Genomic DNA, 13,859 nt, shown 5'->3' on the forward strand with positions numbered 1-13,859 from the left:
CGCCCTCACACTCCGACGGCCTCGTACGGGTCGCGTTCGGTACCGTCCCGCACCTGATAGACACCGGGTCCGATCTCTTGGGACCGGGCCGCGACCAGCGCCCGCAGTCCGGGCGGCCACCGGGTGTCCATGTCCCACATCACACCCGACAGCACCACCGCCAGGCCCGACTCCTGCAGCTCCAGATCGGCTAGATCGGCGCCCCTGGCATCGATGGTCTTCGCCGTCAATGAGAGATCGCGAGTGTGGCCGCGGGCGATGTCGCAGGTGTGGGCGACGTCGAGGTCGAGGTCGCTGGCGAGGACACGGGCGCGGTCGAGGTCGAGCGCGGGGGAGCGGTCGAAGTCGAGGACGATGTCGAGGTCGTGGGCGCGGGCGAGGGCTTGGGCGAGGCCTTGGGCGAGGTCGCGGTCGAGGTCGCGGTCGAGGTTGAGGTCGAGGACGCGGGTGAGGGCCTGAGCGCGGGTGAGGGCTTGGGCGAGGGCAATGGTGAGGGCGCGGGTAAGATCGCGGGCGCTGGCAAGGTCGCGAGCGGGGGCGCGGGTGCGGGCGCCGTCGAGGGCGCGGTCGAGGGCCAGAGTGCGGCCACGGGCCTGGCCGAGGTCATAGGCGAGAACACGCATCTGGATCACCTGCGCCGGCTTTGAGCGGGCAGCGGCCTGAGTGCCAGGGGGCAGGGTACCGGTCCCTGGCACGGCCTGGTTGTCTGCCCTTGGTACGGCCTGGTCGTCGTCTCGGGTGAGTTCGTCCATGAGCCCCGCCAGGGCGCGGTGGGGGTCGGCGTGCGCGCGTACGTGGTTCAGCAGGTCGGCGTCGCCGGCGGTCAGAGTGTCCATGGCCTTGTCGCCAGGGTCGGGCCGGTTCCACCAGGGCCATTTCATCGTTGGTTCCTCCCCTCACGGCGCACGGCGGGTGCGTGTTTTCGGAGTTGTTTTCGTGTCTTCTTGCGCAGGTCCCGGACCTTCTGCTGGCTGATGCCCAGTGCAGCGGCGATGTCAGCCGCGGGGATGTCGTCGAGGGCGAGGGCGATCACCTCGCGGCAGTCGGGGTCCAGCCGCCGCAGCAGGGCGAGCGCGTCGCGGGCCTGGTCGGTGAGTTCGGCGTGACCGGTGCCGGGCTGGGGGAGATCGATGTGGGGGCCGAGCGGAATCTCGATCCGGGTGCCCGGCCGGGCGCGGTACCGGCGGAGCGCCACTGTGCGAACCCAAGCCCGTTGGTTGGTGATCTCGTCCCATTCGCGGCGTCTCATGTTGTTCCAGACCTGCAGGAACGCCTGCTGCGCGGCGTCTTGTGCGTCGGGCAGGCCGGCGCCGAACCGCATCACGAAACGCACCACCGGGTGGTACTCGGCGTCGAAGAAGCCCACGAAGACCTGCCGCATCGCCGCCATCGTGGCCTCGGCCCGCACGGAATCGCCCGGGCCGGCTGGGACCGGCCGCTGGTACGAGGTGGGCTCGGGGCGGTCATCGCTACTCATCATCGGCGGGAGCACGGTGCCCGCGCCGCGCCCGCAGCCGGACATCGGCCACGGTGATCCCCGCGGCGAGCACCGGGGCCACCGCCCCCAGCACCGTCAAAAGATCCATGCCGTGTGGTCCTCCCATCCCGAGGGGCCCGCCCCGGCCACCTCGGAGGAGTGCGCCGCCCATGGCGGCCCCTTCATCTGTTAGTGCGCCACAGACAAGATCAACGGGAAAGAAGAACCAAGATCTTTTCCGACGGGGCCATCCTCGCTGGCCAAACGGCCGCCGTTGACTTGTATCTCCATGGCGGGGCGAGGAGCCCTGGCCGTAGTCGACGTGCTCGCGCACGGGCTAGTCCGTCGCGGTGGTGGCGGCGGCCGCCGTGCTCCTGGGCCTTCCTCGTGCCGGCCGGTGAGGATGTCGGCGGCGGTGAGCAGGGTCTGGGAGGTCGGCGCCGCCGAAGAGGTGCTCGCCGAAGCTGCCCGCCTGTCCGTGCGCTGGACGCCAAAGCGCGCGCCTCCTTGGGACCGCCCAGGCTATCGCGCGGGAGGCTGACCGGCATCCCCTGCGCATCCTGACGGTCGACGCGCCCGAGGCTCCATGGGCCATGGGCGGCTCAAGCCGGTGCCACTGGTGTCAGGGCAAACTGAGGCCGTCCAGCGCCTCTATGGTGGGCAGCGCTGCCATCGCCTGCCGTCCGCGCGGCTGGGCGAGGTTCTGACTACCATCGGCGGCTACGGTATCAGGCATTTCGCCTGCCACGACGTGACCAAAGGTGACATCCTCGAAAGCTTTCTCGCGCTGGTCAACCGCCCGCTTCCATTGCAGCGGCTCCTTACGAGCGACTGGGGCAGGCGGCGCCTGGCGATCCTGTCGTCGTGCGAGACCGGCGTCACCGACGGCGCCCTGCCCGACGAGACGATCGGCTTTCCCGCGCGCCTCATGTACACGGGGGTCGCCGGCGTCATCGCCTTTGCCTGGCCGGTCGAACCCGCCCCCGCTACCTACCTCCTCCTGCGCACCCGCGGGAACCGCCTCAACGGTCAGGCACCCAGGGACGCACTCAACGAAGCGCAACTATGGCTTCGCAGTGCGATGCACCGCGAACTCCTCACCTACGAAGCGACTCACCTGAAAGGGCCTCCACCGGCTCTCGAAGATGCCTACCGCGCCTGGGAACTCATCCGGCCCTACCAGAAGCCATGGAACTGGGCGGCCTTCGTCTACACCGGAGCATGAAACCGAAGAGGGAGCGACATGAACTTCCCCGTCGTACCAGTGCCGCCCGGTCGCCCCCTCGAAGCCGATCGTGCCGCCCTCGAACTGGGCGCCCCCGAGGTCGACCGTGCCGCCGTTGAACTGGGCGTGCCAGAAGTTGACCGTGCCGCCGTTGAACCGGGCGCCCCGGAAGTTGACCGTGCCGCCAGAACTGGGAACCCCCGAAGACGACCGTGCCGCCGTTAAACCGGCGTCCTTCTCCCGAACATGGCCTGTACCGCCAACTGGATGGATCGGCAGAGGTCACGGACGGTACGCACCGCCCCGGCGGCCGGACGGGTTCCGGTCCGGGCAGGGCGGGATATGACGGGCGCTCACGGCCAGTCCAGGCCCGGATAATCAGGCGGCAACGTGAGGAACAACTCCGTCCGCGCAGTTCAGGGTCCGTTCGCAGGGCGGGCGGCGGTGGTCGGGTCCGGACACTACGTCGGGTGGCCGATCACGCTCTGCTACCTGGCGGCTCAGGACATGCTCGGGAGGAGGCCGCCGGCCGGCCCTGGCCGCGGGTGAACGCGCGGCGAGTCGGGTCGCCCTCGGCGTCCTGGACGTGGACCGCGGCGTTCCACTCGTGCACCACCTGGACCGGGCGCGTTCCGAGCCCCAGCTCGCAATCGGCAGGCCTTCGGCTCCCCCGAGGTTGTGGACACCCTGCTATTCGATCTCGACCCCGCGAGCCTGCGCCAACCTTGACATCTCGGCCGCCCCGGTGTCCAGAAAGTCGCGGGTCCGGGTGGTCAGGCTTCTGTCATAGAGGTCCAAGCCTGCCAGGCGCCCCCTGCGACCGCCCTGAGGAGCAATGTCGCCACCCTGGGTGACGAAGGTATGATAGAATGTGATGTGCTGGGAGATGCCGCCGGAGTCGAAACGCGCGTCGCGGATCGGCTCTTCTAAGTACCAGTCATAGGTGCCGATATACCACCCGTAACGGTGTCCATCCGGATTGTCGCGGGTACGGTACTTCCAGACCCCGAAGAACTTCAAGAACCCGATCAGCTCGGTCGTGGTGGCGTGGAAATACTGCTCGTCGGGCCCAGCCCCGGCTGCAACCAGGGCGTGTGCCAGGGCCCGGATCCGGTCGCGGGCTCGATCCTTCGCCTCCTCGATCTCAAGCAGCCAGCGGTCAGCCGCGCGAGAGCATCGCAGACACCAGTCTCGCCGCCTACCGTGACGACGCTCAACGTGCGAACTGCAGAACGCAGCACCACCCTGGACATGACACTCCGGGTTCGGGCAGCGTCCTAGCGCTTGGACGCCGCAGAGGACGCCGCGGTCCTCGTTCTCGCATTCAGCTGCCATCCAGTTGACCCTCCGCACTACCGGACCTGATTGTCCCCGAGTTGCCATCATCGGCCCCGCCCGTCCCCTCACGCCTGGTGATCAGACAAATGCCTCTGCGGCGGCCAAGCCTGGCCAAGAGGACATGCCGCTGCGCCGGCCACACCGCACTCCTTCGCGAACTCGATCCGCCGCGTACACGCGGTTCCGCAGGCCCTGCTCGTGGGCGTATTGTTACGGATCTATTGTCTGTATTTCTGGCGGGATTAGTGTCCGGGCGTCTCCGCGCGCTGGGTGAGTGCGGCGTAGGCGGTGGACCGGCCGATCTTTAGCGTGCGGGCGGCTTCGGTCACCGAGGTGCCATCGGCGACCAGGCAGCGTAGCGTGGCGAGTTCGGCGGGCCGATGGCGTGGGGTCGGCCGGTGGGTTTCTTGCCCGGTAGCAGGACGCCTTCGGCTTGGCGGCGTCGGCGGCGGCTGGAGCATCAACCGGCTGGCGGAGACCGCGGGGCTGAGCGTCTCGACGGTCAAGGCGATCCGGGACGGCACCACCACCATCCCGCACTGGCGAGCCTGACGGCGTTCGTAACCGCGTGCGGGCAGGATCCTCGGCCGTGGATGGCCGCGCGCGGCCGCGCGGTCGAGGCCGCCCGCTCACCCGCGCCGCTGGTGGTGAACCTGCCCCGGTTCGAGGCCACCTTCGTCGGACGTGGGCGGGAACTGGACTAGTAGTGCTTTGTTAGGTTATGGCGGTCCTCTGCTGTGCGAGGGTTTGATGGCTTGGTGGCAGGTGGGGCATGCGCCGGTCCAGGTGGCGAGGAGTAGTTGCAGCTCGCGGAGGGTGGTGTAGAGGGTCAGGCCGGCGCAGCCGCTTTTGGGTCCGGGCGCAGTGTGGTGATGAACAGGTGCGCCGCGGTGACCAGGGTGACGTGGCGGTGCCGGCCGGTCCAGGAGCGGCCCTCGAAGTGGTCCAGGCCAAGGCCGGTCTTGAGCTCGCGGTAGTCGTGCTCGATGCGCCAGCGGATCTTCCCGAGCCCGATCAGGGCGGCGGGGTCGGTGTCGGCGGGCAGGCTGGACAGCCAGTACCTGACCGGTCGGGGTTCGCTGTCGGGCCACTGGGCGACCAGCCAGCGTTCAGGCAGGGTGCCGTCGGGGGCGCGGGCGACGCGGTGCCCGGCCGGGCGTACGCGCAGGAAGATGAACTGCGAGGTCATCGCGCCCTTGGAGCCTTCACGCCAGGTGATCGTCACCGCGGCACCGCGTCCGGCCGCGGTGACATGCCCGGCCAGGCCGACCGCGGTGTCGGGGTAGCGCGGGTCGGTTCGTGTCGGTGGCCGGCCGCGCCCGGACCAGACCCGCGGCACCGGGGCCACGCCGGGCCCGTGGGCCAGAGCGTCGCCTTTGACCTGCATGATGTAGCCGATCCCGTGCTCGTCCAGCGCGCTGCGGAACCGGCTGTTGTCGCCGTACCCGGCGTCGGTGGGCACCAGCGGCGGACGCAGGCCCTGCCCGGCCAGGGCATCGAGCATCTGCACGGCCATCATCCACTTGGGGCGGTGCTGCTCACCGGCGGGGACCCCGCAACGGTCCCGGCGTGCGGCCACGCCCGGCCGGGCATCGTCGTCGACGGCCTGTTCATCCCCAGGACCTGGGCACAAACAGCCGCCAGTCCAGCGGGCACGAGGCGGTGTCGCTGACCGCGTGCACGCTGACCCCGATCTGGCAGCTGGCGACCTTGCCCAGGGTGCCGCAATACTGCCGCGCCACACACGGCGAGCTTGTGCCGTCCTTGGGGAACCCGGTGTCATCGATCACCCAGGCGACCGGGTCGACCACGCCCACCGCACGCGCGGCCAGCCGCCGCCGCACGGCCCCGACATCCCAGGTAGAGGACGTCACGAACTGCTGCAGCCCCTGATGGTCCACACCCAGCCGCTCGGCCATCGGCTGCATCGGCTTGCGGCGGCCGTCCAGCAACAACCCACGCAAGCAGACCTCACCCTTGACCCGCTGATCGCTGTGCGCCAGCGGCGCGAACACCTCCGCCGCGAACGTCTCCAATCGCGAACCGACACCAGCAAGCTTCTCCGGAGTCACGCCTCCACCCCAGCACGCAGAACCGACCCCAACAGCCACAACAAGCTGACCTAACAAAGCACTACTAGACCTTGCCGTCCATGAAGCCGAGCGTCACCTCGGTGGCGGCCGTCAGCGGGACCCGTGGCGAGCGCGGCGTGGCCCGCCGCCTGGTGGTCGCGATGGGCGTCGTGCTCCCAGGGGGCCAGGCAGACGTCGAAGCCGCGCAGCAGGTCCTCCAGGACGGGGGTCAGCGTCCGTTCCCGGACCCCGGCGTTGGGCATCCCGAGCCGGTAAATCTCGCGATCGGCGAGATGCGCCAGCGCCGCCGCGGTCTCGGCGCGCCGCGGCGCGGCGACCCGCCGGCCGGGCAGGTGCGGATGCGAGCCCTCGCCGTCGGTGACCGCAACGAGCCGCACCAGGACGTCGAGCATGGCGAGCAGCCCGCCCACCCCGAGGAACCTCGTCGCCGGGATGCGCGGCCACGATGACGACGGCGCGCCAGCTAGCGACGTCGATCGGCGGCAGCCCGGCCCGGGCCTTCCTGATCACCCCCTTTGGCCTGGGCTGAGGGTGCGCAAGATGGCCATCTTCAGGATTTTTGTGCGTGACCTATAAGCCAGTCCCAATGCTGTTGCAGGTGGCTTGGCGAGGGTGCCAGTACCGCCAGTAGATTGCCGAGATCCGTTCCGTGCTGTTCGTCTATCACGCGGCAAAGTTGATCGATCGTCGGCGGCAGCGAGATTGGGCGGATTCCGGTTTGGGCTGGTGTATGCAGGCGGAATATTCCGGTGACTTTATCGATTACCTGCAAGCGCTCAGGACTCTCGGTAAGGGTGAAGAGCAGGGCGGCGGTCAGGTAATGGGTCGCTGCGCGCACCCAGTCGGTGGAGCCGAGAAGCAGGTAGTAGCCGAGGTTGTGGTGGCTAGTCGCGATGACGTCGGCATCAGCAGCACGAAATTGGGGTCCTGCTTTATACTTGTAGTGCAGCGCGTCATGCTCGAGTTTGATGGCTTCCTGGATGAGGCCCTGTCTCTGTTTGATGTCGGCTTGTGCGCTGAGAACGAGGCCGACCATCTCCAGGTCATTGTCTTCCTCGAAGGTTGAGCGGCATTGGTTCAGCGTGGACCACGCCTCGGACATGCGATCTAGCTGTAGCAGTGGCCCATAGTTGTCGAAGGTGGTACGCGCAATCTCCGTCCAAGGAGCGCCTCGTGCCACTTTCGATGCAACGTGGTCCGTATTCAAGTCTAGTGCTTGCTGCCAGCGCCCGGCGAGGAGGCAAATCTCCACCCCGAGCCCGAGGGCGCTCTCATGCACTCCCCAGGGGATGGCACTGTCCGAAGCACTAGGGGCCGGCCTGGGTGTCGTAGCCATCTGTTCGAGCAGGCTTTTTACTACCACCAGAGCGACCTCTGGCTTGTCTTCTTGCAGCAGCAACCGCGCCCCCTGCACCTCATCCATGAGTCGAGCCCACGGTCCGGAACCAGCACGCCACCGGTACTCACGCAACGAAGCGAACAGGGTGTGCGCTTCACCGACCCGGCCATCCAGCCGCGCAAATTCTACCAGGTCAGCTGTCACTAACGCAGCGATCCCATAGTCTGACTGGCGAAGCGCCCTTTTTTGAGTCCGTCGCAGTAGCCGCTCAGCTTCGGCAGGGTCACTATCGGACAAGGCCATGGCCATAACTCTCAGGACGGCAAGGTGGCGCTCGGTTGCGATAAGGGACTCGGCGATCCGCCGGAGCTGCGGAAGAATCCTCTGCCTGGTCTGGACAGAGTGATCACGCAGGAGTACATGCTGAACTAGTTGTGCAGCCGGTTCCCAATTTCGTCCGCGAATAAGGTAAGAAATGCCACTTTCCCCGGCCTGAACGATCGCCCGGCTCCCGCCGCTCTTGGATTCTTGGTCTCTCAGCTCACGAAAGACCGCGAACCACAACGCGCCTGCGGCCGAATCTACAGTCTCTCGGAACGATTCTCCCGCCTCTGCGCGTCCTGCAGTGGCCAGGGCAGGATGCACTTTGTACGCCTCAACGTACTCGTGTGTGGAGGGTTCGATGGTGATCAAGCCTCTGAATGCTAAGGCGTTCAAGCCTTCCCGGAGACCGGATGGAGAGTCCGGACTCAGATGGCGAGTTTCTTTTGTTACTTCCGCCAGGAATGCCTGGTTGCGATCAAACTCCTGCAGGCAACACAGCAGCCACCACAGTTCGCGATCGCCGTCGGTGAGATCACCGGTGGCTGCGTTGGTCCAATGCTGCAGCACCTGCAGGTAGTCCTCGGGGCCTACGAGTGTTTTACCGGTGGCGAGGAATGTCGTGGGTCGGCCTCGGGTCAGGGTCCACTCCTGAGCGCTTGCGTTCAGCCTCGATAATAATTGCTGCGCATTCGCCGCTTGGCTGTTGGCCAATTCGAGGAGCAGGGGGTGGCCTTGGGTCTGGACCAGAACCTGCAGGGCCAAGTCCCGGGCATCGGTAGCAGTCAACCCGTCCGCTGTCCCTGTGATCAGGGCTTGCAGGTGAGGTAGTTCTCGGGCCAGCAGCAACGCTTCATCCAGAGTGAGCGCATCGACCGCTTCCACCATGACCCGAGGGTTTAGGCCATCAGGGATGCGTCGGCTGGTCAAGATGGTCCGGCCAGCGCCGCTGTGGCCGGCCAGCGCGTCTATGGTCAGCTGCCAACCTAGGTCGTACCACTGGCCCGAAGGAGTGAGCAGCGTTTCGAGGCCGTCCAAAATGATCAGTATTCGATGCTGTTCAACGAGCGCCCGAAGCCATTCCGCTAGTCGGTCCGGTGATTCATGGATCGCCTTTCCGTCTGAGGTGGGAAAAAGCATACTTAAGGCGTCTATAAATCCATTGAGGGCTTCTGTCACAACGACGGCGCTGTCATCGGGCACCTGATACCACACCGTCTTATCGAAGACATCTTCGTGCGTGTGAGCCAATTCCCTGGCACATGCGGACTTCCCTCCCCCGGGCATGCCCTGTAGTAGCACGGTGGTGGTACCGCTTTGGGCAGTCAGGGCCATGCTTGCCCGAGCCATCACTGCGACCCGCCCTACCAGCCGTTCTGGCGGTGGCGGGGGTGCAGCCAGCGTGGGCTTGCCGTCTGATACCCAGCTCCCTGACGCAATGCCCCTTGCGCACCCGGTGCCCGGCCCAGCCGCGGCAGGTAGCCGTAGCGTGGCCGCCCGATGGCCGAACAGGGCGGGTGTGGCCAAGGTCAGGGCCGATAAGCCCGGCGTCGATCTGTCCGCTACGGCACTCTTGAGCGCCAGCCCGAGCGCCTGCGGCAAAGGCTGTCCCTGACCGGCCATGAGCCCGTAGAGCTGTCCAGTGAGATTGATCGCAAATTCGTCTACAACTGGGTAGCGCATGGCGAGCACGGCGCAATCCAGCCGACCGACCAACTCGACGGCAAGTGAGGCGGCTGGCCAGGCTTGCCTTGAGAGCTCCGCTTCGGCTGTGCCGGCACTGGAGGGCGGAAGACCCAGCAGGCGGCGTTGCTCGGCGGCCATGGGTGCCGCAGACCAGCACGTGGACAGGGTCACCAGTTTCAAGCGCCTCTTGGTGAGCTCTAGCAATCCGGCCAGGCTGTCAGCGCGAACGGGGTCCACGTTCCCGTCCTCGGTTTCCAGCAACAGCTCCCCCGGGAGCCCATGACCGGCCACGTGAACCAGATCCCAGCCCTCGGGCTCACAAAGGGCCTGGAGCAACCGGGCGCGGGTCACGCCGTACTGCAGCATCCGCAAATCGACGCTGCGACCATCGACGCGTGCGAGGTGCTCAAAAGCCCGCACCATAGCCTGCCGCTCGCGACGCAGATCCAGCGGTCTACTCTCGATCGGCAAGCTAAACAAGCCAAGGACCCGCAGTCGCCGCCCTATCTCGACCTTGGGGTCATGCTGACCTCGGCCGCTGTACTTTGCGAAGAGTGCACGGTCGGTGGACCTGACAGGGTCGTCAACCTGATTAACAAGCGTGAGGCCCTGCAGCGCAAGCGGCCGCCCTGCGGCGTGCGCCAACTCCAATGGCCGATGGGCCAGCTCGGCGGCCTGCGGCGGAACAATCACACAGACGGTTGCCGGACCCTCCCGCGCCAGCGCCCGGCCGATAGGACCAAGAGCCTGTTCCCCGAGCCACGCGCCAACATCGGACACAATCTGCGCCTCGTGCTCTATGCGCCTGACTGGTGAAGCATGCTCGCGAAGATAGCCCCGCAGGTCACCGAATGCCTGGTACTGCCAATGTGACGCGTCCAGCCGAACTTCGTGATCCGCAAGAAGCCTACCGTCGAATTTGGTGAGTACCCATCGCCACCGCTGCGGTCCTATGTACTGCTCCACCCGTAGAAATATCTCAGGCATCGCGACCAGCCCATCCCCTTAGCTCGCTGTGCCGTTTCTGACCTGCCTAACGGAGTTCCGGGCGGTCAGGGAGGACGATCGCCTCGTAGTCAGCCGGCAGGTCGGTGTGGATACGCAGGAACGCGGCCGAAAGATGGCCCATTAGCCCACGGAAGACACCCTCAGGATCGGGGTAGGTCTCCCACCATGGGTTGGCGTAGCTGTTCACCTCACGCATAGCGACGGCGCCGATCCGCACCTCACCCTGCTCGATTAGTTCCAAAGCAGTAACACCGAGGTTGCGGATGGTCTCGGCAAACTGCTCGAGCGCCATCTGGTCCCTATAGGTATGAAGCATTCGGACTGCGGTGTAGACATAGTCCACCCGCAGCTCAGTGATGCGTTCAGCGGTTATCATCCTGAGCGGAGCCCGTGCCTCGATGAATGCGGCTGCAATCGAGTGCAGCATCTCGCCCAGTTCCTGGAAGGGGACGCTGGTCGACATGCGCAGCGACCCCCCGGCAGTCCAGTCATACGCTGACTGCTGCGTCTTGGTCTTCTCTCGCCAGAACCATGCCATATCTGATACCCCGTCCTAGTCTCCCGCCAGGGGACTTGGTCCTCGTAGGCGTCCTGTGAGTCCAGATCGAACAGATCCTGCTCACTGAGCTGCCTGGACGGGGGGCCGGTGCGGCCTGCTGGTCTTACCTGACCACATGCAGCAGTTCCCTTCTCGGTGCACTACCTAATAGTGAACAGCGGCATGTCTACCTCTCGACGCACTACCTCGTCATGATGTGGCCACTCCCGGTCGTGCGTAAGTGAGGATGTGCCGCCCACCATCGGGGATCAGTCACCGATGATGGACAGAGTCAGCTCTGTGGTCGCGAGTTCCCGCAGGCACGGGGCAAGGAACCTGCGACCCGGCGATCAGCCTATGAGGAGGATACTGCCGTGAATCGGCACCAGCCCCCGCGCTGGCAGAAACCGGCGCCGTTGGGCCATGGGGCCGCTGTGGAGAGTATGAGCGGGGTGGCTGCACCGCTGCTTGCCGGCTTCAGCGTCGCCCTGGTTGGCGTGGCGGCTGCCGACCACGACAAGCTCCGCTGGCCGGGGCCAGTCCTACTGGCCTTATCGATCGCCGTGGTGGCCCTGGTCGCCTCAGTACAGGCGGGGTTCCATGCACGGAGCTTCTTCTACTCCGCAGCCGACGTCGTGGACTGGTGGTCTGAGGAAGAGGTCGCCGTACCCGAGAGAACAACACACCTTCAGGAGGAGCAGAAGGCTCACTTCGGCAGATGGCGAAGCTGGAGCACTCGGGCCTGTGTCACCTACGACATCGGGATCACGGCATTGGCCATCGCAGTCACCCTCGTGCTCCCCCCACCACCCGGCACCCACAGCGGAGAGTGGTTCAGGTGGCTTGCTTGTGGAGTAGTCGCAGCCGGAACCCTCGGCGAACTGATCTGGATCAGCTCGTACCCCGCACGGGGACTATGGCGGCGATGGGTGATCTTACGAAACCCACAGCCCCGGGACGGCGACCGCAGAGTTCGCCGCGACAGGGAGGCTGATGGGTCCGCCGAGGCTGGAAGGGAGAGGGCGTGACTAATCTGCGGGAAAGAGCATCGAGCCCCGAGGGCGATCAATGTCCCTGGTGCCATGGAGGAGAGAGTCACCTGCCTGGCTGCGAGTTGGAGCCGTTGGAACTCTGGCGCGCAGCAGCACTCGGATTGAACAAGGCGCGAGCCGAAGCCCGCAGACTACAGAACAGCGACGAGCAACCTTGCTAACCAGTGCCAATTGGTGATGGCAGGGGTCTGTACGGTTTTCGGCTCTGTCGTGCTTTCGGTGGTGGCGGAGGGTGAGGCTATCGGAGGAGGATGCGGTGGCGTAGTAGGTGGAAGCCTGCTCGGCCGTACATCTGTCTGTTGATCAGTTTGGTCTTGGTGTTGACGCCTTCGGTGCCGCCGTTGTGGTATTTGCTGGTTAGGGCGGTGTGAACAGCGGCTTGGTCGAGTCGCAGACCGCGGGTGAACGAGTGCGCGTGGGGCAGGTTCGCCTCGTCGGCGGTGGTTATCCACTCTTGTAGCCGGTCGGCGTTGTCGACGGCGGGGATCAGGAGCCGGGCGAAGCTGCGAACCAGCGCGGCGAGGTTGTTCATCTCCGGGCAGGCGCTGGTGGTCTTGGCGAGGAGTTCCTGCTGGTCGGGTCTGAGGGCCTCGGGGCGTGTGAGTAGGAGCCGGGCGAGCCTGCGGGGTGACAGGGCGGGGCGGTCGTCCTGGACACGGCCCTGGGTGATGTAGCGGTAGAGGAGGTTCTGGCTGCCGGTGTAGCCGCGTTCGCGGATCTCGCGCAGGAGCTGCAGGACAGAAGCCGCGGGGTCCTTAGCCCGGCGTTTGCGCGGGTATTTGCGGTGGGGATCGACAGGCGTGGGACGGTAGTGGGGCGCCCGCCGCATCTGCTGGGGCTTGTCGGCCCGTGCGTGGCGTTTGAGGGTGTTCAGGGCCAGGTTCAGCCGCCGGGCGCATTCCAGCAGGCCAACGCCCGCATCGAGCAGGTCATGGACCTGCTGCCACCGGGCGAGGGTGGTGGTCTTTGCGCCGTTGAGGTTGCGCACCCGGGAGGCGCTGGCCCAGCAGCCGCTGTGGACCGTGACCTTCTTGCCGGCGGCTTGGGCGAGGTTGTGCCAGATGTGTCACCGGTTCCCGGCCTGCAGGGCGTCGGGCAGGGCCTGGTGCATGGCGTCGGCGTAGCCTGCGGCACCGTCCCGGCAGACGACCTGCACGCCCGGATGCTCGCGCAACCACACTGCGAGGGTGCCGGATCTGCGGTTGGGCAGGACATCGCCACGCCGGCGGGTCTCGGCGTCGATCAAAACGGTGGCGCAGGTCCTGGAGCGTCGCAGGGAGAAGTCGTCCACGCCCAGCACCCGTGGCGCCGCGACCATCGGTAACGGGATCCGCAGCAGGGCTCGCAGTGCGGTGTGAGGGGAGATCGGCGCTGCCAGCGCGGCCAGTATCCGAGCGCCGGCCCGGCCGGCCAACTCCCGCACCACCGCCCCGACCTGGGCGGTGAGCCGGGCATTTCGTCGCTGGTAACGCTCCAGCAGCCCAGGGAACTGCTCCCGGAATGTCCGCCGGGGGCACCGCCAGTCTCGGCACGCGAGCCGACGCACCCGCACATACAGCACTACCGGCCGTCCATCGACGGGGACATCGGCCACGGTCCGCTCGCACCACCCATGAACATGGCCGGTCTTGACAGCGCATTCCGGGCACGGCACTCGTGCCTTCCGGCTGCGGGCCCGCACCGGGATCAGCTTGCCCTCGTCCGTCACATCGTCGATGACCAGGCCGGACAAGCCCGAAAACACCACATCAACCAGCCTGTCGCCCTCGATCACCCCTCAGC

General features: G+C 66.5%; 8 protein-coding genes and 3 pseudogenes. 2 read left to right on the top strand and 9 right to left on the bottom strand.

The window, feature by feature from the left end:
* Positions 1-5 precede the first annotated feature (5 nt).
* Both AGRA3207_RS36655 and AGRA3207_RS36660 read right to left on the bottom strand, forming a co-directional pair.
* A complete protein-coding gene (locus AGRA3207_RS36655; protein ID WP_231331923.1) occupies positions 6-881 on the bottom strand; it encodes a hypothetical protein in 876 nt (291 codons plus the stop codon).
* Positions 878-1,480 carry a sigma-70 family RNA polymerase sigma factor gene (locus AGRA3207_RS36660; protein WP_231331925.1) on the bottom strand — a complete coding sequence of 201 codons (603 nt, stop codon included), beginning with the start codon at positions 1,478-1,480 and terminating at the stop codon, positions 878-880. The genes AGRA3207_RS36655 and AGRA3207_RS36660 overlap by 4 nt, the downstream gene beginning before the upstream one ends.
* Positions 1,481-2,063: 583 nt before the next feature.
* On the opposite strand from AGRA3207_RS36660, the gene AGRA3207_RS36665 reads away from it, so the two are divergent.
* The gene (locus AGRA3207_RS36665; RefSeq protein ID WP_231331927.1) at positions 2,064-2,702 is read left to right on the top strand and encodes a CHAT domain-containing protein; all 639 of its coding nucleotides are present in this window, start codon (positions 2,064-2,066) and stop codon (positions 2,700-2,702) included.
* Positions 2,703-2,810: 108 nt separating this feature from the next.
* On the opposite strand, the pseudogene AGRA3207_RS36670 reads toward AGRA3207_RS36665, so the two are convergent.
* From AGRA3207_RS36670 to AGRA3207_RS36695, 6 genes and pseudogenes are all read right to left on the bottom strand, one after another.
* Positions 2,811-2,981 (bottom strand): annotated as a pseudogene (locus AGRA3207_RS36670) (hypothetical protein); the annotation flags it as partial.
* 411 nt (positions 2,982-3,392) lie between these two features.
* Positions 3,393-4,037, bottom strand: a complete 645-nt coding sequence (locus AGRA3207_RS36675; RefSeq protein ID WP_231331929.1) for a hypothetical protein — start codon at positions 4,035-4,037, stop codon at positions 3,393-3,395.
* An 832-nt stretch (positions 4,038-4,869) separates the two neighbouring features.
* Positions 4,870-6,112, bottom strand: a pseudogene (locus AGRA3207_RS36680) (IS701 family transposase).
* Positions 6,113-6,162: 50 nt separating this feature from the next.
* The gene (locus AGRA3207_RS36685) at positions 6,163-6,543 is read right to left on the bottom strand and encodes a PIG-L deacetylase family protein (RefSeq protein ID WP_231331931.1); all 381 of its coding nucleotides are present in this window, start codon (positions 6,541-6,543) and stop codon (positions 6,163-6,165) included.
* Between the two features lie 140 nt (positions 6,544-6,683).
* Positions 6,684-10,466 (bottom strand): CHAT domain-containing protein, encoded by a 3,783-nt coding sequence (locus AGRA3207_RS36690; RefSeq protein ID WP_231331933.1) that lies wholly within the window; start codon positions 10,464-10,466, stop codon positions 6,684-6,686.
* A 46-nt stretch (positions 10,467-10,512) separates the two neighbouring features.
* Positions 10,513-11,025 (bottom strand): hypothetical protein, encoded by a 513-nt coding sequence (locus tag AGRA3207_RS36695; protein ID WP_231331934.1) that lies wholly within the window; start codon positions 11,023-11,025, stop codon positions 10,513-10,515.
* 452 nt (positions 11,026-11,477) lie between these two features.
* On the opposite strand from AGRA3207_RS36695, the gene AGRA3207_RS36700 reads away from it, so the two are divergent.
* Entirely contained in the window at positions 11,478-12,053 is a 576-nt protein-coding gene (locus tag AGRA3207_RS36700; RefSeq protein WP_231331936.1) for a hypothetical protein, read from the top strand.
* 262 nt (positions 12,054-12,315) lie between these two features.
* Here AGRA3207_RS36700 and AGRA3207_RS36705 read toward each other — a convergent pair.
* A pseudogene (locus AGRA3207_RS36705) lies at positions 12,316-13,851 on the bottom strand (ISL3 family transposase).
* Positions 13,852-13,859 lie beyond the last annotated feature (8 nt).

The sequence above is a fragment of the Actinomadura graeca genome, from assembly GCF_019175365.1.
Classification (GTDB): Bacteria; Actinomycetota; Actinomycetes; order Streptosporangiales; family Streptosporangiaceae; genus Spirillospora; species Spirillospora graeca.

Coding starts and splice junctions, on each gene's coding strand:
- AGRA3207_RS36690 (WP_231331933.1), bottom strand. CDS start 10,466: ATGCCTGAGATATTTCTACGGGTGGAGCAGTACATAGGACCGCAGCGG.
- AGRA3207_RS36675 (WP_231331929.1), bottom strand. CDS start 4,037: ATGGCAGCTGAATGCGAGAACGAGGACCGCGGCGTCCTCTGCGGCGTC.
- AGRA3207_RS36660 (WP_231331925.1), bottom strand. CDS start 1,480: ATGATGAGTAGCGATGACCGCCCCGAGCCCACCTCGTACCAGCGGCCG.
- AGRA3207_RS36655 (WP_231331923.1), bottom strand. CDS start 881: ATGAAATGGCCCTGGTGGAACCGGCCCGACCCTGGCGACAAGGCCATG.
- AGRA3207_RS36665 (WP_231331927.1), top strand. CDS start 2,064: ATGGGCCATGGGCGGCTCAAGCCGGTGCCACTGGTGTCAGGGCAAACT.
- AGRA3207_RS36695 (WP_231331934.1), bottom strand. CDS start 11,025: ATGGCATGGTTCTGGCGAGAGAAGACCAAGACGCAGCAGTCAGCGTAT.